Below are 22,980 nucleotides of genomic sequence, written 5' to 3'. Positions count from 1 at the left end.
AGCGATCCTCTACAAGCCTTTCTAAATTACTGGGCTCTTTCCCAAGTAATCTTTGTTTCATTTGTTTTTTTCGTTCCCTTTGCCAGCACCTTACCGTTTTCTTGTTTCACGGTGATGTTTAGGTCGTAGAAGGAATAGAGAGCACCAAGGCTGTCATTTTCCGGTTTGTGCAGGTTGTTTTCTTTTTCAGTTGAAGCTCCAATGGCCAGTGTCTTGGCAAAGTTTAAACCGATGACTTCAGCGTAATCACTATTGGTATCAGAGGAAGCCGTCACGTTTAATGAAATGACTTTTTTCTTTTGATCAACGGTAATCGCTGTGTCTTGTATGAGTTTAGACTGTTCCATGACTTCTTTCGTTTCTTTTTGAATGCGTTCATTGATCGTTGGAAGTGCCTTCGTTTCTGCTTTTTGTTCGTTTGTTGTATTTGAGCAAGCTGCTAGCATGAAGAGACTTGCAACTAGGCTCATGAAAACAAGTAGACTTTTTTTCACGTTCGTTCTCCTTTTTTCTTCGAAGTATGTATGTTTATGTTACCACGAATCCTTGTTTTGATTAAAAGAGAAGTGTTGATAAGCTGTGAACAATAAAAAGCACCCAAAAAGGGCGCTTTTTTCTTATTGTGCGGAAAGGCTTGTACTTAATGGAACAGAAGAAATGACGGTGAATTTAGGAGCCGCAGCACCTGATTCTAAATTTTTACGTAAAAGCGATGATTTGATGGACCCATCCCATTTTTTATAGACGCTTCCTGATGTATCTGCACGAAGCTGTACGTTCGAGAAGCTTGCTTGTGTGTAGCTGTTTGCCCCATTATCCTGAACGCCGTGTACCATTTTGACGACATCGAGGTTTTTCAGACGGCTAGGTTTGTAAACAGGCTGTTTATAGCGCAATGTCCCATTGACGTATAGTGACACTGTGCCATCACCATTGTTGATGAGCTTTAAGTTGACACGTGCACCATCCTTAATGCTCTTATCATATTCGCTGTTCCAATATTGGCTGCCACCTTGTGAGCCGCTGCCTAGAAAGACTTTATAGCCAGAAGACGTTTTTGAAATACCGCTCTCTATAACGGCAGAGCCGAGACCGAGGTACCAGTCCGCATAGCCATTTTTAATCGTCGCTGTTTTCGGAAGCACAATATCAGCCGAGATGCCTGACCATTTGGCTTCATCCGTTTGTGTCACAATCGCACCGTGACGAGGACTAGCTGCTGAGGCAGGAAGACTTGAAAGCATCAAAACCAACGCTAAACTCACACTCAAAACGATGAACCACTTTTTCATAAAAATTCCTCCTTATATTTGATTCATTTTTATTATATAAAATGAAAGAGAGGAGTTGCTTACATTGTTCTGGCTGATTTTGGTATTTTTTATGAACAAAATCGGTCATAAAGTGGTCAATTTGTATTCGAATTGTAATGTGACTGTAAAATAACTGGGGGCATCTTCATGTATAATAAGTGCAGAAACCAAATACGGAGGATTTTTTAATGAATAAAAAGCTTATCGCGACAATCGTAACAGTAGCTAGTTTATTTTTGGCGTTTAGTTTCTCACATGGAGCAAGTGCAAAAAAAGTAAGCGGCAATATTACTTGGTATAATGGTGTCGGTAAAAAAGGCGCAGATGGAAAAAAACTCGGTCATTGGGATGCAGCAACTAAAATGGGATTTGACGTACCAAAAAAAGGTACAAAACTAAGAGTGACAACAAAAGCGAAACCACATAAAGTGATTACAGTATATAAATATGATGTAGGTAGAATGCCAAACGCTGTATTAGACGTCAGCCCAAAAGCATTCAAAGCACTAGGGTATAAAACAAGTAAAGGTGTCGTAAAAGGACATTACACTTATTAATACATAGGCATGCAAAGAAGCGGGAAAAGTTCATTTTCTGGCTTCTTTTCTTGTAGAGAGGGTCTGAAAGGCAATGAAAAAATCAACATGGTGGATCATCACGGTCATCGGAGTCGCAGTGATTGCGGCCATCATTTTCTTCATGATGAAGCCGGGTCAAGAGCCGAAGCATGCGGTAAAAGTGAAAACAAATCAGGATGCAAAAGACGAATTACTCGTTTCATTTACAGATCAACAGTTAAACAATACGTATTACTTGCATGAACGGGCACTTCATACGGAGAAACTGACAGCCTATCCTTCGATTGCTTATGATTCTACGAAACAGCTTTTATATTACACGTATACGGATGAAGACACGCAAAAAGTGAGTATTCGAGAACTGAATGTAAAAACGGATGAAGAAAAAACGCTATTTACGAGTGAAGATTCCATCGACAGTATGAGGCTGTCTGGAGACGGGAAACAGTTATATCTTAGGTATAATAAGGATTCTGGGGAACAATTTTATGTCGCTATGTTTGATGTAAACACACACAAAGTGAAGGTATTATATCCAGAAAAAAGCAAGGATGACACAGTAAGTTCTTTTGCATATGATCCGGCGTCAAACCTTCTGGCAATCCAGCATTATTCCTTAAAAGAAGATTACAAGAAAACCGATGAAGCGAATGAAAAGGGAAGAGACCCTGAACCAACGACCATGAAGATCACCCTTCAAACAGGCGTGAAGGGGAAGCGAATTGCACGTATCTCGCAAACGATCAATGATATTTCATTTTCACCAGATCATAAGACATTGATTTATACAGAAGTGAAGGTGCGAAACGAAAAAGAAGTAGCCTCTATTAAAATGCTTGATGTAGAAACAGGAAAACAGGCGACACTCGTTAAGAACAGTGAGGATGTGCATATTTTAAGTGCCGCACAGCCGCAATTTTCTACGGATGGGTCTTCTCTTTATTTCTTAGGTGTTGCTAAAAACGCAAAGGAATTAAAGGATGACACCGGTCGAAAAGCAAAGGTAAGAACGATATTTGAATACAATATCAAGAAGAAAACAGTGGAAGCCGTTTGGGAGAAGGATGGCGGGATTGTTAACAATTTCACTGTCAATCGATAAAAGGTACGTTCAGTTATTTTTATATAACTGGACGTTTTTTTATTTTGCCATTTGACATGTTGCAGAAATTAAGGAATTTATGTAAGGAAAATCAGTTTTTAAGGTGGGAAACGTGTGGTATTTTCATATTTTGATTAAGTGACAGAGGAAAGGAAAGAGAGTAATATGAGTGGACATAAAAAAACGAGAGGACAGATGCTTCTCGTTTTCTCTGATTTATTTGGTGTTATTGTCTAATAAGTTTTGAAAGATAAACAGGGCATTAATGGAGTGAGGGAATCCAGCAACTTTTGTACAGTGCTTAATAATCTCCATAATCTCTATGACAGAAAGTCCGATATGTAATGCTTGTTCAAAATGAGTCTTTAATTCTTCATCACAATCGCCTTTTGTAATGAGGGCAGATAATGTACTGATGGCCTTTTGTTTTTCATCTAAAATGAAGTGGTTGAATTCTTTTTGTTCACCGAGTTCAATTGTTAGCTGTTCAATATTTGACCGAATGCTCTCGTTTTTCTGAATTGAAAGCTTCTCTATGTTACCTGCCGTTGTTTCTAGTGTGATCTGGCAAGTCTCTTTTTCTTCATTCAAATTGAACTCCTCCGTTTTTTATCGCAATTTTCCATTTGTTCGTTCAGTGTGGCAAATGTGCCTTTTGATAGATGCAATGGGTATATAGTAGTATTATCGGTTTGCTGCGTCAATTTTTTAAGTGTTGAATGTACAAATAAATGCCATTTCAAGTCATGCATTGTTTTATTTTAGAATGATTCAATGAAAAGAAAGGAAAGGGCTAATATATCGCTATCTGTTAGCCCTTCGCAATGATGTAGTCAATATATGTGTTTACGCATGTGACGGGAGATCGGTTTCATGTTAATTAATAATATCCATCGGCCGCATCATATCATAATCCTCGTGCTCTAATATATGACAATGCCACACATACCTGCCGCTGTATGGAACAAAGCGAGCGATGATCCGAATGACTTCACCGGCATGCGCTTGAATGGTGTCCTTGTAGCCTTGTTCATGTAAGGGAGGTGCTTCGTTTGGTCCTGTATACACAATGTCCCCTGTCGATTGATAGACCTCAGTATCAAATGGTCTTCTGTCTATCACTCTGAATTGAACAAGGTGTAAATGAATAGGATGTGTGACTCTTGTTGGATTGACGATAGACCAAACCTCCACACTGCCAAGACGAGGATTTTCCGTGACAGGGTCATTCCAAAATTGGTTATCTAGCAATAAAATGGGGCGGCCGTATTTATCCTGTGTGCCGCTAAGTGTGAGCGTACGCTCTTTATCAGCTCGACTAGGACGAAGCGGTGGAAGCGGTTTGAAAATAGGCCGTAATGTTTTAGGTGCTCTCCCTTTTAGCGGACGTGTGACTTTAAATTGCATGATGTTCGCATCTGTTTCAGGATTCACTTCCTGTCCGCAGCCGGCTTTATTTTTAAGGATGATCGTTTTGTTTTCATAAGCTGAAAAATCGATGATAACATCAAATCGCTCAGCAGGAGCAATGCTAAGGGATTGATGGTGAACAGGTCTTGGTAAAAAGCCGCCATCAGATCCAATTTGCAAAATCGTCGCATCGTTGTCTAGATGCAGCTCGTAAGTTCTTGTATTGGACGCATTTAAAATACGAAAACGGTATTTTCGCGGCTCTACTTCTAAATACGGCCATACTTTTCCATTGACCAAAATGGTTTCTCCGCAAAAGAAGGGCACGATAGACGGATCTGGTATGTCACTGTCTTCTGGCGTGTTGTTTGGTCTGCTTGGATAAAACAGCGCGCCATCCTCCTGAAACGTACGGTCCATGATCATTAGCGGAATATCATACTCACCCTTCGGTAATTCTAGCGATTTTTCAAACGCATCTGAAATCAAATAAAATCCAGCTAATCCGGCGTACACATTTAATCGTGTCAATGCCATCGCATGATCGTGATACCACAATGTGCAGGCTTGCTGATGATTTGGGTATTCGTACACCTCTCGTTCAAAGAAGGGGCCGGTTGCTTCAAAGTCTCGTGAAAACCAAGCCTCTGGATAGCCGTCACTGCTTGCTGGTGTGACGCCGCCATGTAAATGAACGACGGTTTTGACTTCTGGTTCATCATGATGGCCTTCGTGAATGGTGTGATCGACCGGTAGAAAATGCTTAAGTGGCAATTTGTTCATCCATTTCACTTTGACTTTTTCATTTCGATTCGCATGAATGGTTGGACCAGGCAAACTGCCATTATAGGTCCATAGCTTGGTTGGGGGCAGGTCTCTATGAACTTTTAGAAATACCTCCTCCATAGCGATTTCATAATACGTTTGTCTTGGGTTCTTTTTGACGGGCTTCGCAACTTCTGGAATTGGCAGCTCGTCAACAAATTTTTCTAGGTTCATGTTATCTAATCCTCACTTAAAATCCAATTTGATACAGTATAAGTGCGGACATCAAAATAGGTGAATAAAATAAAAAACCCGCTTTTCAGCGGGAGCATTACGGGTGTTTATTTTCAAGCGCTGCATTTGCAGGCACTTTTTTATTCGGTTTAAAGATGAAATAAGCGGCAAGCACACCGAAGGTAATGATACTCGTCAAAATGAGCTGCGGTCTCATTGATTCGATAAACAGCATTGATGCCAAGATGGCGCAAATGACCAAAATGGTAAAGTACGTGAGGTATGGGAACAGCCACATTTTGATTTTGAGCTGTTCTGGATTTTCTTTTTCGATTTTACGGCGCATTCTTAATTGTGAAACAGCAATGACCAAATAGACAAGAAGGGCAATGGCGCCGGATGCGTTGACTAAGAACAAAAAGATGGTTTCAGGATAAAAGTAGTTCATCATCACGGCAATGTAGGAAAAGAAGGTGCCTGCGACTGTAGCCGCTACGGGAACACCACGTTTGCTGATTTTCATAAAGCGTTTCGGTGCTTCGCCTCTTTCTGCCAATGAATAAAGCATTCTGGACGTTGTGTACAACCCAGAGTTTAAGCAAGATAGAACAGCTGTTAAAACAATGACGTTCATCACTTGAGCAGCCGATGGGACACCGATGTATTCTAATACCGCAACGAACGGGCTTGTTAAAATACTCGCTGAATTCCATGGAAGCAAGGTCACAACGACAGCGATGGAACCGACGTAGAACACGATGATACGCCATACAACAGAGCGGGTAGCTGTTGTCACAGACTTGACGGGGTCTGCTGATTCTCCGGCCGCTATTGCCACAATCTCGGTTCCCATGAAGGAAAAGATGACGACGACAATTCCGAGTAAAACAGAGCTGAATCCATTTGGAAGGAAACCGCCGTTCCCCGTTAAATTGGCAAGACCTACAGTATGATGACCACCAAAACCAAAGATAAATGCAAAACCGATGAGTAGAAAGAGAATAATGCTGACGACTTTTATTAATGAGAACCAATATTCAAATTCGCCAAAAGATTTAACAGAAAAGATATTTGTTAATGTTAAGAGGATAGTGAGGATAAGACTTGTGAGCCAAACAGGTGCATCTCCATACCAATACTGAATAATGGCAGCACCGGCAATGGCTTCGATCGCGATGACAATCACCCAGAAGAACCAATAAAGCCAGCCAATTGTAAAACCGGCCCATGGACCGATGGCATCGCTCGCATATTGTGAGAAGGATCCGCTTGTCGGATAGGCGCATGCCATTTCTCCAAGCATTCTCATAATAAAGATCACGAGAAGTCCTGCAAAAGAATAGGAAAGAATGGACCCAGGCCCTGCAGAATGAATGACAGCGCCGCTACCAACAAATAGCCCTGCGCCAATAACCCCAGCAATGGAGATCATTGAAATATGTCTTGTTTTCAGATTTTTTTGAAGACCGTTTGTCATGTTGGACATGTCTTTACCTCCAAACATTTCTCCTTATAGAGAATTTGTTTTTAGAATATTTTAAATTTTATCATACTGAATTGTCATTCAGCATTGGACAGGTTATCAAACTGACATTTCAAACCTCTTAACATGATGTTAAAAAGTATAAAGGATTTGAGAGATTATGTTCCCTCTTTTTCCTCTGTTCATTCTTAAAAATAGCATAAGATCGGATGGGGAGAAGTTGTGTCTCAAAATAAAATTATTCTGATAATTTCTCAGAAAGAGTGCTATTGCCAATATGATCATCACAGAGTGAATTGGAGAAAGGTTGATGGGAGTAGGTCTTGAGGTCAATTGACCTTATAAAAATAAGTTTACTTAGGTCAACACATTTCTATGTATCCTATTTTGCTGACACAAGCGAATCATGTTGCTGTAGACCCACACGGGCTTTGCTTTGTAAGATAAATAATAGAAAAGTGATGTGTGAGGAGGCGCGGTTCGACATGGAGCGCTATAACGAATTAAGACAAGGTGAAACAGGTGCTTGGGTCAGCATCATTGCCTATGTGATCTTATCTGCGGTGAAACTTCTGATTGGGTATACGTTTCATTCAGAGGCTCTTTCTGCAGATGGATTGAATAATACGACGGATATTATTGCATCCCTTGCAGTGTTGATTGGATTGCGTATTTCTCAAAAGCCGCCTGATGAAGATCATCCATACGGTCATTTTAGAGCAGAGAATATTGCGTCTCTTGTGGCGTCCTTTATTATGATGCTTGTTGGACTTCAGGTTCTGCTGAGTGCAGGCCAGTCGCTCTTCTCATCTAAGCATCAAACGCCTGATATGATCGCAGCTTGGACGGCAGCAGGAAGTGCTGTGGTGATGTATGGTGTGTATATTTACAACCGCAATCTGTCCAAACGGATCAATAGCCAAGCTCTTCATGCAGCAGCAGCTGATAATAAATCAGATGCGTATGTGAGTATCGGAACATTTGTAGGGATTATCGCCTCTCAATTTCAACTGGCATGGATTGATACGCTTGCAGCGTTTGTGATTGGCCTCATTATTTGTAAAACGGCGTGGGAGATTTTCAGAGATGCCTCTCATTCGTTAACGGACGGTTTTCATATAAAAGATATGTCCAAATATAAAGAGACCATTGAAGCAACACCTGGGGTGGGCGATTTGAAAGATATTAAGGCACGGTATCTCGGAAGTACGGTCCATGTGGATGTAGTAGTGGAGGTCGAGCCGCACTTGAACATTGCAGAAAGCCATGATATTGCAGATGAGATCGAACGTAGAATGAAGAAGGAACATGATATTTTACACTCTCATGTTCATATGGAGCCAGCAGGTGAGCCAAAAGAAGAGAAGAAGTCTTATCCATCGTGAGAAGGCTTCTTTTTTTCTACGTGTTGATGTTTTATGCTATTGCACGTTGTATGGTAAAGTTAGACTATATGAAATTTAACGGAAACGTGATAGGAGGATCAGGATGGCATTTGATGAACCGATGCATTCAGATTTACAAAAAATCGTAGATAACATCAATAAAGTCATGGTTGGGAAGAAAGACATTGCGATATTAAGCCTTGTTGCGATTTTGGCGAAGGGGCATGTGCTGCTAGAGGATGTGCCTGGTGTTGGGAAGACGATGATGGTTCGTGCTTTGGCAAAATCCATTGGCTGTGAGTTTAAGCGAATCCAATTTACTCCTGACCTTTTGCCTTCAGATGTAACAGGCGTGTCGATTTATAATAAAAAGACAAATGAATTTGAATTTAGACAAGGACCGATTATGGGGCAGATTATTTTGGCTGATGAGATCAACCGGACCTCTCCCAAAACACAGTCGGCATTGCTCGAAGCGATGGAGGAAGGCAGTGTTACAGTGGACGGAGAAACAATGCTGCTTGCTGATCCTTTTTTCGTCATGGCTACGCAGAATCCAGTGGAATATGAAGGGACCTATCCACTTCCAGAAGCGCAAATGGACCGTTTTTTATTCAAGCTGCAAATGGGGTATCCGACCATGCTGGAAGAGCTGGAGGTACTCAACTTGCAGGAAAAGCAGTCCCCGATTGATACGCTCCAAGCAGTGATGACAAAGGATCATATCCATGCGCTGCAGCAAGCGGTTCAGACCATTCATGTGGATGCATCCATTAAAGAATATATTGTGGAAATTGCACAAGCGACTCGTCAGCATCCATCTGTTTATCTAGGTGTGAGTCCAAGGGGATCGATCGCCCTCATGAAAGCGGCTCAGGCGTATGCACTATTGAACAGGCGAGATTATGTGATTCCTGATGATGTACAGTATTTGGCGTCTTATACATTGCCGCATCGAATGATTTTGACATCAGAAGCGACGTATGAAGGGAAGAAGGCGGAGACACTGCTGCGACAAATGCTTGAGCAAATTGGCGTGCCAGTTCAAAAGTCGATGACTCAATGAAATTAGGTCATCGTTTCGCTTTTTCATTATGGTTACGGGTGATGATGCTCATCATCCTCACTGCGGCAGTCTTTTGTTATGCCATGTTTCAGGGAGGGTTTGTGAGCTGGTTCCTTTTTTATGCATTTTTACCATATACTTTGTATGCTTTGCTGTTTGCGCTCGTTCCGCTGAGAGTGACAGCGAAAAGGACTTTACAACAAACCCGCTTGAAGGCGGGAGACGTGCTGCCTGTTGACCTTGAAATTAAGCGGACAAATCTATTTCCATACGTTTACGTCTTGATTGAGGATGATCCGCCGGACACCTTTCGTTTACAGGAACAAATTGAAATGAAGCAAATGCTGTTTCCTTGGTTTCGGAAAACGTGGCGTTTTTCCTATCAATTGAATGATGTCATGCGCGGAGAACATCATTTGTCAGCAGTTCGAATCAAAACGGGTGATATGTTTGGTTTTGTGGAGAAAGAAGTCATCATTCCGTTAGAAAAAAAGCTGCTTGTTTATCCGAAAATGCTCGATCTTCAGGTGGAGTCTGCTGAGTCATTGAATGAAAATGGAGGCAAAGCGGTTCACTCGTGGTTAAATGAACCGACCCATGTGACAACAGGCGTAAGGGAATATCAGCAAGGCGACCGTTTTGCTTGGGTGGACTGGAAGACGACGGCTAGAAGGGGTCAGCTGATGACGAAGGAATTTGAACAGAATCAAACAAAGGATCTTGTCGTGTTTGCTGATTTTACCGATGAAGCAGTTTTTGAGACCGTCGTGTCTATTGTAGCATCTGTCCTACAATCGGCAGTGAAAAAAGGGGTGCCGTTAGGTCTTGTACCTCTAGGAGATCAGCATGCCTTTCGAGTGGATCAAGGAGAACTTCATTTAGAGGACATGCTTTATTATTTAACAAGAGTGCAGCATCACCCTTCTCGCGTACAAGAGTATAAGGCGTTAGCAGCGAGTGAGTATCAGCATTCTGGAAAATATGTCATCACGGGTCAGCTGCAGGAGGAGCTTGCTGCGAGTCTCTTTGGAAATCGAAACAGAAAGAACATCACTGTTCTTTTAGTGAAGAGAGCCGTGGATCGATTCACGACAAAAGAAAAACAGCTTGTAGACCGGCTTAGGGCATCTGGAATACGCACGACCGTTTTATTTGAAGACCGGCTGTACGAAAGAACTGTGAGGTGACAAACATTTATGCTGCATACGCATCAGCGGCAAAGCCGTTTTGAGTTGTTCATCTATTATGCTGTAGCATTTCTGCTGCTTTGGGAGTGGCTTCGACCGCTTCAAGATTTTACAGAGACGAGTCATACGTCTTATTTCATCATTTTTATAGGGCTTACATGTTTGTTTACATTCTTTCGTTTGAAATGGTATGTGACGTTTCCTATTTGTACTGGCTTGATTTTGCTCGCTTTATATTTGATCTTTTATCAAGCAGAGCCAAGCTATCCGGCTGCATTATTAGGTGATATTAAAGATAATATCACCTTGATGAGCACAGGCATGTGGAGTGACATGTACCCCTCCTTCCGCACATTATTGTTTTATATTTTGTTATGGCTGCTTGTCTACTTGCTTCATTATTGGGTGGTCTATCAGCAGCGTATCTTTTTCTTTTTACTCATGACGATTGTGTATGTCACGATTCTGGATACGTTTACGCCATATGATGCAACCTTTGCGATCGTTCGTATTATGGTGTTTGGTTTTTGTTTGCTTGGGTTGCTGTATTTCGATCGACTGCGTTCGGCTGAAGGCATTCGGGTGTCGCAGAAGGCGCGCCTAAAGTGGTTTTTGCCCATGCTGGCGCTCGTTCTTCTGTCAGCGACACTCGGCGCTTCTTTACCAAAGTCTGATCCAAAATGGCCTGATCCTGTCCCATTTTTTAAGGCGGTGACGAATCAAGATGGCTCTGCCGGACAGAATAAGGTGGGATATAGTACAGATGATTCTTCGCTTGGCGGACCGTTTAGTGAGGACCGCACGCCGGTCTTTAAATGGATCGGTAAGGAGCCGTCTTACTTTCGTGTTGAAACAAAAAGTATCTATACCGGAAAGGGCTGGGAGGATGCCTCAAATGATACGAAGCCTACGCGGCTAAAAGAGAACAGTGTGCGGAATCGTTGGTTTACCGAGCGTGTAAAAACAGAGGTGCACGAAACGAGAGTCGATATGGAATCGAATTATCGTTTTAATCATGCCGTCTATCCGATTGGGACGATCATGCTGATGCCAATGGATAACATTCCACTGCAAATGATGGGTAAAACGGAGAAAATCGTCCCATCCATTCAAAATCCGCCGAAAAATTTAGGGAACTACCAAGTCACCTTTTTGTCTCCTACATTTATCCTTGAGGATTTGCAGAGAATCAAAGTACCGACAAAGAAGCAGGTCAATCAGCAGGTTGGCCGTGAATACTTGCAGCTTCCTTCCTCATTGCCAGAGCGAGTGAAAACATTGGCAAACAGCTTAACGGAAACGAAGGATAATATGTACGATAAGGCCAAAGCGATTGAGGACTACTTAGGGTCAGCGAAATTTTCATATGAAACGCAAAATGTCGCTGTGCCTAGTCGTAATGAAGATTATGTGGATCAATTTTTATTTGATACGATGATCGGCTACTGTGATAATTTTTCATCCTCTATGATTGTGATGCTCCGTTCGATCGGGATTCCGGCGAGATGGGTGAAAGGGTACACGTCAGGTCAATTATATGAAACACAGATGGATGGAAACAATGTGTATGAAGTAACCAATAACAATGCGCATTCATGGGTAGAGGTGTATTTTCCAAACAGAGGCTGGGTGACCTTCGAACCGACAAAAGGATTTACGAACCCAGAGACATTTACGAATGAAGCTGTTTCTAGCGATCAGACAGATGATAATCAAAAGGAAGAAGATCAGCCTAGCTCTAATACAAACGAAGATCAGCAGGCAGAACAGCCACAGCAGCAGGAGACAGCGCAGCCGGCTGAACCAAAGAAACAAACAGCGCAAGCGAAGCCTAATATGGTACATGTTGGTTCAATCCTTGGTTTTGCGGCAGGAGCTATGATCCTTCTAGGATTGATAAGCTGGATGCTTTATCGATTCAGAGCAAGATGGCTGCCATTCTTTATTGTGAGCAAGGTGAAACGTCTGCCAGAGGAGGAAGCATTCTTCTATGCGTATGCTGCTCTATTAAAACAGCTGAAACGCAGGGGAATTGAGAAAAAACCTGGCATGACGCTGAGAGAATTCGCTTCTTTGATCGATGACAAGGATGGAGATCATCGCATGTCAGAGCTGACGCAGCTCTATGAGCGGGCGCTCTATCGACGAGAAGATGCATCGGCGCTTTGGCGGCAGTCGGCGAAGTTATGGGAAAATTTAATAAACAGGAGATAGTCTTGACCGCGTACCTTCCTGTTGTTAGAATAGGTGAATATTAAAACCTTCTAAAATACATGAAATTGAAGCGTTCGGATGTGAGTCTGGGCGCTTCAAAAGCGTGATTCACACTGAGAGCAGGTTTTCTCCTCTCATTTTTTCTGTGCGTTTATAAAAACTATATTGGACATAGAGGTGACACCATGACAAATTTAGTAAATGAAATGATTTTGGTTCTAGATTTCGGCAGTCAGTACAATCAGCTGATCACACGCCGTATTCGTGAATTTGGTGTGTACAGTGAGCTTCATCCGCACACTTTAACTGCTGAAGAAATTAAAGAAATGGCGCCTAAAGGAATCATCCTTTCTGGCGGTCCAAACAGTGTTTATGATGAAGGATCTTTCCGCTGTGATGAAAAGATTTTTGATCTAGATATTCCGGTTCTGGGCATTTGCTACGGCATGCAGCTTATGACTCATTATTTAGGCGGGAAAGTAGAAGCGGCAAGCCAGCGTGAATACGGAAAAGCAGATATCCACATTAATGGAACGCCTGCTTTATTCAAAGACCTTCCGACTGATCAAGTCGTATGGATGAGCCATGGTGACCTTGTTGTTGAAGTACCAGAAGGCTTTACAGTTGATGCAACAAGTGCACATTGTCCAAACTCAGCGATGAGCTTAGCTGAGAAGAATTTCTATGGCGTTCAGTTCCACCCAGAGGTTCGTCACTCTGAGTACGGAAATGACCTATTGAAAAACTTTGTCTTCGGCGTGTGTGACTGCGATGGCAAATGGTCAATGGAGAACTTCATTGAAATCGAAATGCAGAAAATCCGTGAAACAGTAGGAGACAAACAAGTACTGTGCGCACTAAGCGGCGGTGTGGATTCATCTGTTGTGGCGGTATTGATACACAAAGCAATCGGTGATCAGCTGACATGTATTTTCGTTGACCACGGTCTTCTTCGCAAAGGCGAAGCAGAAGGGGTTATGAAGACATTTAGCGAAGGTTTCAACATGAACGTGATTAAAGTAGATGCGAAAGATCGTTTCTTAAACAAGCTAAAAGGTGTGTCTGATCCTGAGCAAAAACGTAAAATCATCGGTAACGAATTCATATATGTATTCGATGATGAATCGGACAAGCTAAAAGGAATCGACTACTTAGCACAAGGAACACTTTACACAGATATCATTGAGAGCGGAACAGCAACGGCACAAACAATCAAATCTCACCACAACGTAGGTGGTCTTCCAGAAGACATGCAGTTCGAATTGATTGAGCCTTTGAATACGCTATTCAAGGATGAAGTCCGTGCCCTAGGTTCAGAGCTGGGTATTCCTGACGACATCGTCTGGAGACAGCCTTTCCCAGGTCCAGGACTAGGTATCCGTGTACTAGGTGAAATTTCTGAAGAAAAACTAGAAATCGTCCGCGAATCGGATGCGATTCTACGCGAAGAAATTGCCAACTTCGGCCTTGAGCGCGACATCTGGCAATACTTCACGGTTCTCCCAGACATCCGCAGTGTAGGTGTTATGGGTGACGCAAGAACATACGACTACACAATCGGCATCCGTGCTGTTACTTCGATTGATGGGATGACGAGTGACTGGGCAAGAATCCCTTGGGATGTCCTTGAAAAGATCTCTACTCGTATCGTGAATGAAGTGAAGCATGTGAACCGCGTGGTGTATGATATTACGAGTAAGCCGCCTGCTACGATTGAATGGGAATAGTTATAAAAGAGCTAGAAACCTTTGTGTATCAAGGGTTTCTAGCTCTTTTTTATTTTTAATTGCACTTTTTCCTTCCTTTTTAATGTGTTAATGAATCATTCCATCCCTTACACACATCAATCCATTGTGAATAACCGGAGTATTTTTCTAATTGTTTTATTGTTAGTTCAATCGCACTGTTACTGCTCCCGCAGGCTGGATAAACTGTCTCAAAACGTTTTAGTGAAATATCTAAATAAACAGAAACGCCATTCTTTATAGCAAAAGGACATACTCCGCCAATTTCATGACCGACCAAGTCAACGACCTCATGAGGAGGCAGCATTTTAGCTTTTGTTTTAAAATATTCCTTGAATTTTTTGTTATCAACTTTTGCATCGCCAGAGGTCACAACTAAAATAGCTTGTCCATTTACTAGAAAGGAGAGTGTTTTTGCGATTCTTTCAGGTTCGCAGCCCAATGCAGAAGCAGCCAAGTCTACGGTTGCACTAGATACTGAAAATTCCTGAATCCGATGATCCATATCATATTGTTTAAAATAATCTTTTACTTTCTTGATCGACATGATGATTTCTCCTTTTTATGAGTATTGATTTGAAGTTTGCTCGACTTTATTATTTAAACGATATTGATGTGGTGTTAGGTGAAACTTTCTCTTAAATAAACGAATGAAATGCTCTACATTTTGATAACCAACAGCTGTCGCAATATCATCTATTTTCAAATCACTACCAGTGAGCATTTTGCAGGCTTTTTCCAATCTTATTTCTTGTCGAATCTCACTAAATGATTTGCCAAGCTTACGAGCTATATATTTTGACAGATAAGATTGTGAAAGGTTAAATTCCTCTGCCATCTCCTGGATTGTGATATGCTCACAACATTGCTGAATATATTGGAGCATTTGAATAATACGTATATCACTATATTGTTTGACTTGATTTACGTTCATATGACTTGGTTTGAATCTTAATAAGAGGCATAATAATATCTCAAACAAATTATTCATAATCAATTGGTAACTAGGAAACCGATTGTAATTTTCTGTAAATAGTTGAAGAGAGCAGTCTAGCAAATTTTTATCCAAGCGACTATGGAAAATAAGAATATTTTTATTTTCTTTTATATACAATGCATTCAAAAAGAACTCTGAAATGACATGATTGCCTTTTAACATTTTAAAAAACACTTTTTGAAAAGTACTTTTACGGATCATGATTTGGATTGCGATTGTATTCTCCATGACAATTGGCTTGTGTATTGTATCTGGTGGAATAAAGGCAATATCTCCTGATTTTAAAGTCATTTTTTTATCTTCCACTTCTACATACATCTCATTTTCCAGAACATAGATCATCTCAAAGAAATCATGGATAGCCGACAATTGAGGCATAAAACGGCTATACTTTCTCACTTCGATATCTTTCTCCTGACCTAACCACATGGTATCCTCTTTTTCAAATTCGTTCTGCCCTTTAAGCAAAAATTCTTCTATATATATTTGCTTATGCATGAAATTGTTTTGATCATAATCCTTCAAAAATAATTGCAATGATTGATTGTCATGCCTTTTCTGTTGGTATTGTTGATAAAAGATTTCTTGCTCGTTATATTCTCTTAAATATTGCATCGCTTCATGTTTTTCAAGTTTATCTTTTTCCATCTATATCCAAACCTCTAGTCTATTTACTGCAACCACCAGGGCTTTCACTGTTGCTTCAATAATATCTTTATCAATTCCAGCACCCCAATGCATTTTTCCTTGATATGAAATACCAATCTGTGCACAGGCTTTTGCTAGGGAATCCTTGCCTAAAGAATTCTGTTCATAGACTTCCAAGACATACTCGAGATGAAAATATGCTTTTAACGCATTACTGATTGCATCTAAACTTCCATTACCAGTTCCTTGTATTTCAATTTGTTGATGATCTCTCAGCAAAGTTAAGGTGACTTCCTGTTTCTCTCCTTTATGAAATTGATAATCAAGCACCTGGAAATGAGGGTGAAAATCAACATACTGCTTTTCAAAAACATGATATATTTCTTCGACAGACAATTCCCTATTTGTCTGATCAGATACTTTCTTCGCTTCATATCCCATGGCTTCATTCATTTGATAAGGAAGTTGAATGCCATAATTTGTTTCTAGTATATAGCCTATGCCGCCTTTTCCAGACTGGCTATTGATTCGAATCACATCCGTTTGATAATTCCTCCCCAAGTCAACTGGATCTACTGGGATATACGGAACGTCCCATTTATCAACATGATTTTCCTTTCTATATTTCATACCTTTAGATATAGCATCTTGATGTGATCCAGAGAATGCGGTGAAAACCATCTCACCAGAATATGGCTGTCTCTCATGAACAGTAATGTTGGTTAGTTTTTCATATTTTTTACGAATCGCTTCTAGGTTATTGAAATTCAATTTTGGATTATAACCTTGTGAATACATATTCATCGCCAAGGTAATCAAGTCTACGTTCCCTGTACGTTCACCGATACCAAATAATGTACCTTCGACTCTTTCTGCGCCAGCTAGCACGCCAAATTCTGCATCACTCACCCCAGAGCCACGGTCATTATGAGGATGAACAGATAATGTCACACTGTCTCGGTAAGACAGATTTTTGTGTATATACTCAATCTGACTTGCAAAGATATGAGGCATTGAATATTCAACTGTTGTCGGAATATTGATGATCGCTTTATGATTTGGTGTCGGTTTCCAAATATCTAAAACACTCTTACAAATATCTAAAGCATAATCCACTTCTGTTCCTGGAAAGCTTTCAGGACTATATTGAAAATATATATCGCTTTCTGTTTTTTCGGCCAGCTCTTTTACTAAAATAGCTCCATCAATTGCAATTTGTTTAATTTCATCTTTTGTTTTCTTAAATACTTGTCTGCGCTGCGCTTCTGAAGTCGAATTATATAAATGAACAATCGCTTTCGGTACCCCCTTAATTGCTTCGAAGGTTCGGCGGATAATATGCTCTCTCGCTTGCGTGATCACCATAATCGTTACATCGTCTGGAATCATATGATGATCAATCAGTGTCCGTAATAGCCTAAACTCCGTATCGGAAGCAGCTGGAAATGCGATTTCAATTTCTTTAAAACCTATCTCTACTAGTAACTGAAACATTTCCAATTTTTCTTCTAAGTTCATAGGAATAGGTAATGCTTGATTTCCATCCCGTAAGTCCACACTGCACCATATAGGAGCACTTTCTAATGTTTCTTTCTTCACCCAATCATAAGTAAGGTTCGGTGGCAAAAAGTATTTCTTTTCGTATTTTTTGTGGTTAAACATAATCGATTCCTCCTCGTAAACTGAATATAAAAAAAGCCTATCATCTCCAAGATTTAACTTGGAGACGAAAGACTTCTTCTTACGCGGTACCACCCCTGTTTCATGATAACCATACATTATCATGCCCTTATTCGGATACAGATTGTTATATCTTATATCCTTCCCATATAACGGTGGGGTGCCGTCCTTAACTACATCGATCCTTTTCATTTCACTAAGGCTACTCTAAGGTGAGTTCCCTGCCTTTTTGTTATTGCTTCTCATCAACCAGCAACTTTCTGAAAACATTTCGGCAAGTACTATTCCTTATCATCGCATTCTAATTTTTCTGATTTTTTCTATTATACCAAGATTACAAAAAAGAGATAGTGGTAGGGATATCTTTTTCAATTGATTTTTTTTGTCCTATGGGTGTCTTATCTTCATTTACTTCTGTTTTAATGTGGTATCCTCTTCACCAAATAAAAATCCAAGGCCACAAATAAAGGTAAGTGAATTCACAGCGAACAATAAAATGGCACCAATTTTTTTCATGGCAATCAATCTCCTCTTCACTTCAGTCTGCTAGCCTTCAAAATTTAAATTCACTGGTTCATCCTCTAAATGATCCACAGTATTTTGTTCTGTCACTGGCACACTTTCATCTACAATTTTAAAACTAAGTTTGTCCATCCAAATTTGACCTGGACCTTGTAGTAATATGCCAAACGCAATGACTTCACTTTTTACTGGAACATCTAGTACGACACTAAAATGATTCCATCCATTTGTTCCTGTAATAGGACGGTTCATCATATTGTCAAACGCAAGAATTTCACCTGAAGAATGGTCTATCCTCATCCATAAACCAGCGGAGCCTTTCACATCTTCGCTTTTAACAAAAGCAGAAAATTGAAGCCGTTCTCCTCGATAACGATCAGACTTAATTTGCTGCATCAATGTTGCGAAACCTCCAGCTTTTTCATTTTTTGATTTTAAATAAGCGGAGTTAGTCCCACTGTGTACAATTCTGTTATCCAAACCTGTTTCATAGTCAGATGGGGTATCCCCCGTCATAATCCAGCCAGTAGGTGTGTTCTGATGATCAGCCATATTTGTTTCCTCCTCATTAATCACATTTCTTAATAATTTCCGATAACGTGCGGGTGACATGTCATATATTTTCTTAAAGGCTCTAGTGAAGGATTCCTGTGAACTAAATCGATACTGCAATGCGATGTCAATCGCTCGTTGGTCCGTATGAATTAAATCCTTCGCCGCTTGGGTCATTCGACGTTCCCGTATATAATCAACCACTGACTTCTTAATCACTTTTTTGAACATACGGTGAAAGTGAAACCTAGAATAACCAGCGTGTTTCGCTAGAGTTTGAAGCGGTAAATCGTCTTTCAAATGTTGTTCAATATAATTTAATGTTTCTTGAATTGTTTTCTCATGTTCTTGATAGGACAACAGAGCACCTCCTTGCTTTACGAGTTTAGTATAGCGGAAATACTCTTTAGGAAACTTGACTTTTTGTGCTATGTTGCAATTTTAGAACGAACCTTCTAGCCACAAGTGACATCCGTGCGTTACAGTTATTGATGGTATGACGAATGACTGAGCAAGAATCCCTTGGGACGTGTTTGAAAAGATCTCAACACGTATCGTGAATGAAGTGAAGAATGTTAATCGTGTTGTGTTTGATATTAGGATTAGGCCGCCTGCTTCGATTGAATAGAAATAAGATGGTATCTTAAAATGATATTTAATGGGGATTTGTGAGAGTTTAAAGGTGATTTTCACAATTTCAAACTTGTTATCTGTGAATTTAGCCATGAATTTTAATATTATATGAAGAGGACCTGTGTAAACTTAGTGTTATTTTATCAATAAATATTTTCTGCAAATTAAATTCATTTTTTGTGAATTGTTGTATAATTGTGGTAATGAATAGTTGAGCAGGAGGGTAATATGGTTGACGAACGGATAAATAATAACAATGATGAAATAGTAAAAACACTTAGAAAAATGGCAATTACAAAGCAGTTGAATTTTTTGATTGGTTCGGGTAATTCCTTACCTGCTATACCTTTAATGGGAATGATTGATGAGAAAGATTATGAAAAAAGAAATGAAAAATTAAAACAAAAAGTTAAAGCAGTAAGTAAAGATTTATTAAATAATATTGAAGGATGTAGAGAAATATCTATCACATTGAATAATTATATAAATTTCCTTTCAACCATAATAGATATACTTAACTTGTCAAATTCAAGACAAACTTCTCGTACAGCAAACCTCTTTACGACAAACTATGATTTATTCATTGAGAAAGCTTTTGACAAAGTACTACAAAATTATAGATTTGTGGTTAATGATGGTGCTAGTGGTTATTTTGAAAGAGAACTTGATGGTTCTAACTATAATCGAACTGTATCTTATAAGGGATTGAATGATAACTATACAAATGAAATACCTTCATTGACACTAATAAAACCTCATGGTTCTATGAATTGGGAAATAAATAATGGCACAGTGTTTATTAGAAATAGTGTTGTTGATGATCCACTTCTTGTAAAACCCACAGGATATGAAGAACAAGAGACTTTTTACAATAATCATTTCCATGAGATGCTTAGAGTTTTTCAGTTAGAGTTAGACAAGCCACAAGCAGTTTTATTTGTAATTGGATTTTCTTTTCAAGATAAGCATATTGCAAAAATGGTTAAAAGAGCAATTCAAAATCCAGAATTAATGGTATATGTTTTTGGATTTACTGACAAAGATAGAGTGTTTTTTTTACAGAATTTAGGATTCGAGAGAGAGCGAAGTAATTTTACTATTTTAACTCCTGAAAATTTTTCTGATGAATATAAAACAGTAAACATGAATAATGGTGAAGAGGTCTGGCACAGTTTAAACCTATCAAATTTAACTTGTCTATTATCTGGTACAAGTTTGGAGGCCATAAAAGATGGAAAGTCCTAAGAAAAAACTAGGAGTAATTACTTCTGTTGATAGTGATATCTCACAAGTTGGAATGTACAGCATGTCAAATGACGCAGAATTCATCTGGTATGGTGAAATATTGGCAGGGCCAAAAATTGGAGCTTATCTTACTATTAATCAAAATGAGATTAAAATAATAGTAACTGTTTCAAATGAGAAAGTAATTGATCAACAAAACTCTATAAAAAGTACTGAATTTGATAACAGATATTCTAAAAATTCAATAAATAGAATTATTTCTGTGAAGACTAGAGGAGTCATTGAAGAAGGGAAATTTCAAGTAACAAGTCAATATGTACCCATGATTGGTAATGAGGTTTCTCTTACTAGTATAGAAGAGTTAAAAATTATTTATGGAATTGAAACTAATGAATCAACAATTAAAATTGGAAAATCAATTTTAGAAAATCAACCAATCCAATTATCAATTAATAAGTTCTTTGCTTCTCACATAGGTATATTTGGTAACACAGGAAGTGGGAAGTCTAATACTTTACATAAATTATATTTGGAGCTATTTAGATCGAATTTTTATAAACAAATAATAAATAAATCCCAATTTTTCTTAATTGATTTTAACGGAGAATATTCATCCCCAGAAATTGATGAAGTTACTCAAAAAGGGGTTTTTGGTGTTCCTAACGAAGATAAAGAAATATTTGAAATTAATACTCAGAATCTAAATGAAGGAAAAAAATTGCCAGTTAAAAAGAAGTACCTTTTTGATGCAGACATTCTATCAATACTTTTTGATGCAAGACCTGCAACACAAGTCCCTTTTCTAAGAAGTTCGATAACGAGTTTTAATGAAATATCTCAAGAGATAAATTTTTGTTTTGGTGTATATGTAACAGGAACTCTCAAGAAAATTTTAACATCTGGAAAGTCTGCTAATCAAGATAGTTTACAAGACTGGATAGATACAGCAAAAAAATACTTGCAAGATTCGTCTCTTTTTTCGGAATTAGACCAAATTGTGCAATATAATAATGGGGATTATAAGATTCCTTCATTAGATATTTGGTTCAATAGTGGCTCAGACGAAGGTATTGCTCCATCTTCTCTACATTATTCAAAAATCCAAGCAATATCTGAGAGTCTTACTAGATATTTCAAGTATATGGAAATAACACCATTAAACCAATTGAAAATATTTTTAGATTTTCAGAGAGTCCACCGAACTGCTTGGGGAAAAATAAATCGTGAACATTTAAATCCGCTATTTAGCCGAATTAACTCTTCTTTTCAGAGTCTTGAGAAAGTCATAGAAGTAAAAGATATGGCTATCGAAGATTATAAAATGATAAATATTATTTCACTTGTTCATGCAAATCAAGAAATCACTCGCTTAATCCCTATGTTATTATCTAAAATGATATATGATGAGCAAAAAAGATTAGTTTCTGGAAACAGTGTTAATCAAACTAAACACTTAATTATTGATGAAGCTCATAATATTTTAAATTCTGAGTATAAGAATAATGGAGATGACTGGCAAGATTATAGATTAACTATTTTTGAAGAAATTATTAAAGAAGGACGAAAGTTTGGTTTTTTCTTAACTTTATCAAGTCAGAGGCCTGCAGATATTTCCCCCACGATTCTTTCACAAACGCATAACTACTTGATTCATCGTTTAGTGAATGAGAAAGATTTAAGAATGCTTGAGAACACTATGCCTACACTTGATAAAAGTTCGTATCAGATGATTCCAAGTTTAGGACAAGGTGAAGCGATTATAACGGGTAATGCTATGAAAGTTCCTGTATTTGTGAAAATTGATAAAGAAAAATCGCTCCGCCCAGCTAGTGATGACATCAAGCTTACTAATTTGTGGAGTGAAACTTAAAATACTTTAGAGTTGTTACAAAAAATAAAAGAACATAATTCAAATTTATATCCAGAGTAATCATCTTTATCTTTGAACGAAAAAACTCAATTTATGTATTATGTGACAAAACAAAATATAAAATTATGGTGCTTTGGCAAAGTTAATTCCTTCAATATAAGGAGTTGACTTTTCAGATATTAAAAACTCTTGGTTTTCAGTCAAGTTACTCTTTTTCAAAATAAGCATCCCACTTAAAATGCCCAACTTTATCAAATTCCCTTAGATAATTTCTTACATATACCAGATGGCTCTTGTTCAATAAATTGCAAAATTATGTCTTGGAACAGAAAATTTCAAATATGTTGAAAT

18 protein-coding genes, 1 pseudogene and 1 other annotated feature are annotated in these 22,980 nt (G+C 38.9%); of the genes and pseudogenes, 10 read left to right on the top strand and 9 right to left on the bottom strand.

Features of this window, described 5'->3' with window-relative positions:
- Positions 1–26: 26 nt before the first annotated feature.
- Positions 27–494 (bottom strand): hypothetical protein, encoded by a 468-nt coding sequence (locus MHH40_RS07420; RefSeq protein WP_340900871.1) that lies wholly within the window; start codon positions 492–494, stop codon positions 27–29.
- A gap of 123 nt (positions 495–617) precedes the next feature.
- Entirely contained in the window at positions 618–1,292 is a 675-nt protein-coding gene (locus MHH40_RS07415; RefSeq protein WP_044141452.1) for a hypothetical protein, read from the bottom strand.
- A 209-nt stretch (positions 1,293–1,501) separates the two neighbouring features.
- On the opposite strand from MHH40_RS07415, the gene MHH40_RS07410 reads away from it, so the two are divergent.
- On the top strand, positions 1,502–1,870 hold the full coding sequence (locus MHH40_RS07410; protein WP_003213878.1) for an RlpA-like double-psi beta-barrel domain-containing protein: 369 nt from the start codon (positions 1,502–1,504) through the stop codon (positions 1,868–1,870).
- A 73-nt stretch (positions 1,871–1,943) separates the two neighbouring features.
- Positions 1,944–2,993 (top strand): hypothetical protein, encoded by a 1,050-nt coding sequence (locus MHH40_RS07405; protein ID WP_340900869.1) that lies wholly within the window; start codon positions 1,944–1,946, stop codon positions 2,991–2,993.
- Between the two features lie 216 nt (positions 2,994–3,209).
- On the opposite strand, the gene MHH40_RS07400 is transcribed toward MHH40_RS07405, so the two are convergent.
- The 3 genes from MHH40_RS07400 to gabP all read right to left on the bottom strand — a co-directional run bounded on the left by MHH40_RS07400 (position 3,210) and on the right by gabP (position 6,888).
- A complete protein-coding gene (locus MHH40_RS07400; protein WP_050945679.1) occupies positions 3,210–3,584 on the bottom strand; it encodes a carboxymuconolactone decarboxylase family protein in 375 nt (124 codons plus the stop codon).
- 285 nt (positions 3,585–3,869) lie between these two features.
- Positions 3,870–5,402, bottom strand: a complete 1,533-nt coding sequence (locus tag MHH40_RS07395; protein ID WP_340900867.1) for a multicopper oxidase family protein — start codon at positions 5,400–5,402, stop codon at positions 3,870–3,872.
- A gap of 97 nt (positions 5,403–5,499) precedes the next feature.
- Complete coding sequence (gene gabP / locus MHH40_RS07390; RefSeq protein ID WP_340900865.1) at positions 5,500–6,888, bottom strand: GABA permease; 1,389 nt, start codon at positions 6,886–6,888, stop codon at positions 5,500–5,502.
- Between the two features lie 482 nt (positions 6,889–7,370).
- Between gabP and MHH40_RS07385 the strand changes: the two genes are divergently transcribed.
- The 5 genes from MHH40_RS07385 to guaA all read left to right on the top strand — a co-directional run bounded on the left by MHH40_RS07385 (position 7,371) and on the right by guaA (position 14,464).
- A complete protein-coding gene (locus MHH40_RS07385) occupies positions 7,371–8,270 on the top strand; it encodes a cation diffusion facilitator family transporter (protein WP_003214299.1) in 900 nt (299 codons plus the stop codon).
- A 103-nt stretch (positions 8,271–8,373) separates the two neighbouring features.
- Complete coding sequence (locus tag MHH40_RS07380; RefSeq protein ID WP_003214081.1) at positions 8,374–9,336, top strand: AAA family ATPase; 963 nt, start codon at positions 8,374–8,376, stop codon at positions 9,334–9,336.
- 101 nt (positions 9,337–9,437) lie between these two features.
- On the top strand, positions 9,438–10,523 hold the full coding sequence (locus tag MHH40_RS07375; RefSeq protein WP_284907745.1) for a DUF58 domain-containing protein: 1,086 nt from the start codon (positions 9,438–9,440) through the stop codon (positions 10,521–10,523).
- Positions 10,524–10,532: 9 nt separating this feature from the next.
- Entirely contained in the window at positions 10,533–12,737 is a 2,205-nt protein-coding gene (locus MHH40_RS07370; RefSeq protein WP_340900863.1) for a transglutaminase TgpA family protein, read from the top strand.
- 185 nt (positions 12,738–12,922) lie between these two features.
- Positions 12,923–14,464 (top strand): glutamine-hydrolyzing GMP synthase, encoded by a 1,542-nt coding sequence (gene guaA / locus MHH40_RS07365; protein ID WP_012009093.1) that lies wholly within the window; start codon positions 12,923–12,925, stop codon positions 14,462–14,464.
- A 79-nt stretch (positions 14,465–14,543) separates the two neighbouring features.
- Here guaA and MHH40_RS07360 read toward each other — a convergent pair whose 3' ends face one another.
- From MHH40_RS07360 to MHH40_RS07345, 4 genes are all read right to left on the bottom strand, one after another.
- A complete protein-coding gene (locus MHH40_RS07360; RefSeq protein ID WP_335365505.1) occupies positions 14,544–15,029 on the bottom strand; it encodes a YbaK/EbsC family protein in 486 nt (161 codons plus the stop codon).
- Positions 15,030–15,044: 15 nt separating this feature from the next.
- On the bottom strand, positions 15,045–16,127 hold the full coding sequence (locus MHH40_RS07355; protein WP_340900859.1) for an AraC family transcriptional regulator: 1,083 nt from the start codon (positions 16,125–16,127) through the stop codon (positions 15,045–15,047).
- Positions 16,128–17,789: a 2-isopropylmalate synthase gene (locus tag MHH40_RS07350; RefSeq protein ID WP_340900857.1), complete on the bottom strand. Its 1,662-nt coding sequence runs from the start codon at positions 17,787–17,789 to the stop codon at positions 16,128–16,130. It lies immediately after the preceding gene.
- A gap of 57 nt (positions 17,790–17,846) precedes the next feature.
- Positions 17,847–18,111 (bottom strand) — a binding site (T-box leader).
- Positions 18,112–18,353: 242 nt separating this feature from the next.
- Positions 18,354–19,241, bottom strand: a complete 888-nt coding sequence (locus tag MHH40_RS07345) for an AraC family transcriptional regulator (protein WP_340900855.1) — start codon at positions 19,239–19,241, stop codon at positions 18,354–18,356.
- 118 nt (positions 19,242–19,359) lie between these two features.
- Between MHH40_RS07345 and MHH40_RS07340 the strand changes: the two are divergent.
- The 3 genes and pseudogenes from MHH40_RS07340 to MHH40_RS07330 all read left to right on the top strand — a co-directional run.
- Positions 19,360–19,509: pseudogene (locus MHH40_RS07340) on the top strand (GMP synthase (glutamine-hydrolyzing)); the annotation flags it as partial.
- Positions 19,510–19,742: 233 nt separating this feature from the next.
- Positions 19,743–20,759 carry an SIR2 family protein gene (locus MHH40_RS07335; RefSeq protein ID WP_340900853.1) on the top strand — a complete coding sequence of 339 codons (1,017 nt, stop codon included), beginning with the start codon at positions 19,743–19,745 and terminating at the stop codon, positions 20,757–20,759.
- Positions 20,746–22,629: an ATP-binding protein gene (locus MHH40_RS07330; RefSeq protein WP_340900850.1), complete on the top strand. Its 1,884-nt coding sequence runs from the start codon at positions 20,746–20,748 to the stop codon at positions 22,627–22,629. Before MHH40_RS07335 ends, MHH40_RS07330 begins: the two co-directional genes overlap by 14 nt.
- The last annotated feature ends 351 nt before the right edge of the window (positions 22,630–22,980 follow it).

This window comes from Bacillus sp. FSL K6-2431 (genome assembly GCF_038005165.1).
Taxonomy (GTDB): Bacteria; Bacillota; Bacilli; order Bacillales; family Bacillaceae; genus Bacillus; species Bacillus pumilus.
This window is presented reverse-complemented; position numbering and strand designations above follow the sequence as displayed.

What these genes read in the sequence shown, in the direction of transcription:
- MHH40_RS07415 (WP_044141452.1), bottom strand. Translation starts at nt 1,292, where the DNA reads ATGAAAAAGTGGTTCATCGTTTTGAGTGTGAGTTTAGCGTTGGTTTTG.
- MHH40_RS07410 (WP_003213878.1), top strand. Translation starts at nt 1,502, where the DNA reads ATGAATAAAAAGCTTATCGCGACAATCGTAACAGTAGCTAGTTTATTT.
- MHH40_RS07405 (WP_340900869.1), top strand. Translation starts at nt 1,944, where the DNA reads ATGAAAAAATCAACATGGTGGATCATCACGGTCATCGGAGTCGCAGTG.
- MHH40_RS07395 (WP_340900867.1), bottom strand. Translation starts at nt 5,402, where the DNA reads ATGAACCTAGAAAAATTTGTTGACGAGCTGCCAATTCCAGAAGTTGCG.
- gabP (WP_340900865.1), bottom strand. Translation starts at nt 6,888, where the DNA reads ATGTCCAACATGACAAACGGTCTTCAAAAAAATCTGAAAACAAGACAT.
- MHH40_RS07385 (WP_003214299.1), top strand. Translation starts at nt 7,371, where the DNA reads ATGGAGCGCTATAACGAATTAAGACAAGGTGAAACAGGTGCTTGGGTC.
- MHH40_RS07380 (WP_003214081.1), top strand. Translation starts at nt 8,374, where the DNA reads ATGGCATTTGATGAACCGATGCATTCAGATTTACAAAAAATCGTAGAT.
- MHH40_RS07370 (WP_340900863.1), top strand. Translation starts at nt 10,533, where the DNA reads ATGCTGCATACGCATCAGCGGCAAAGCCGTTTTGAGTTGTTCATCTAT.
- guaA (WP_012009093.1), top strand. Translation starts at nt 12,923, where the DNA reads ATGACAAATTTAGTAAATGAAATGATTTTGGTTCTAGATTTCGGCAGT.
- MHH40_RS07360 (WP_335365505.1), bottom strand. Translation starts at nt 15,029, where the DNA reads ATGTCGATCAAGAAAGTAAAAGATTATTTTAAACAATATGATATGGAT.
- MHH40_RS07355 (WP_340900859.1), bottom strand. Translation starts at nt 16,127, where the DNA reads ATGGAAAAAGATAAACTTGAAAAACATGAAGCGATGCAATATTTAAGA.
- MHH40_RS07350 (WP_340900857.1), bottom strand. Translation starts at nt 17,789, where the DNA reads ATGTTTAACCACAAAAAATACGAAAAGAAATACTTTTTGCCACCGAAC.
- MHH40_RS07335 (WP_340900853.1), top strand. Translation starts at nt 19,743, where the DNA reads ATGGTTGACGAACGGATAAATAATAACAATGATGAAATAGTAAAAACA.
- MHH40_RS07330 (WP_340900850.1), top strand. Translation starts at nt 20,746, where the DNA reads ATGGAAAGTCCTAAGAAAAAACTAGGAGTAATTACTTCTGTTGATAGT.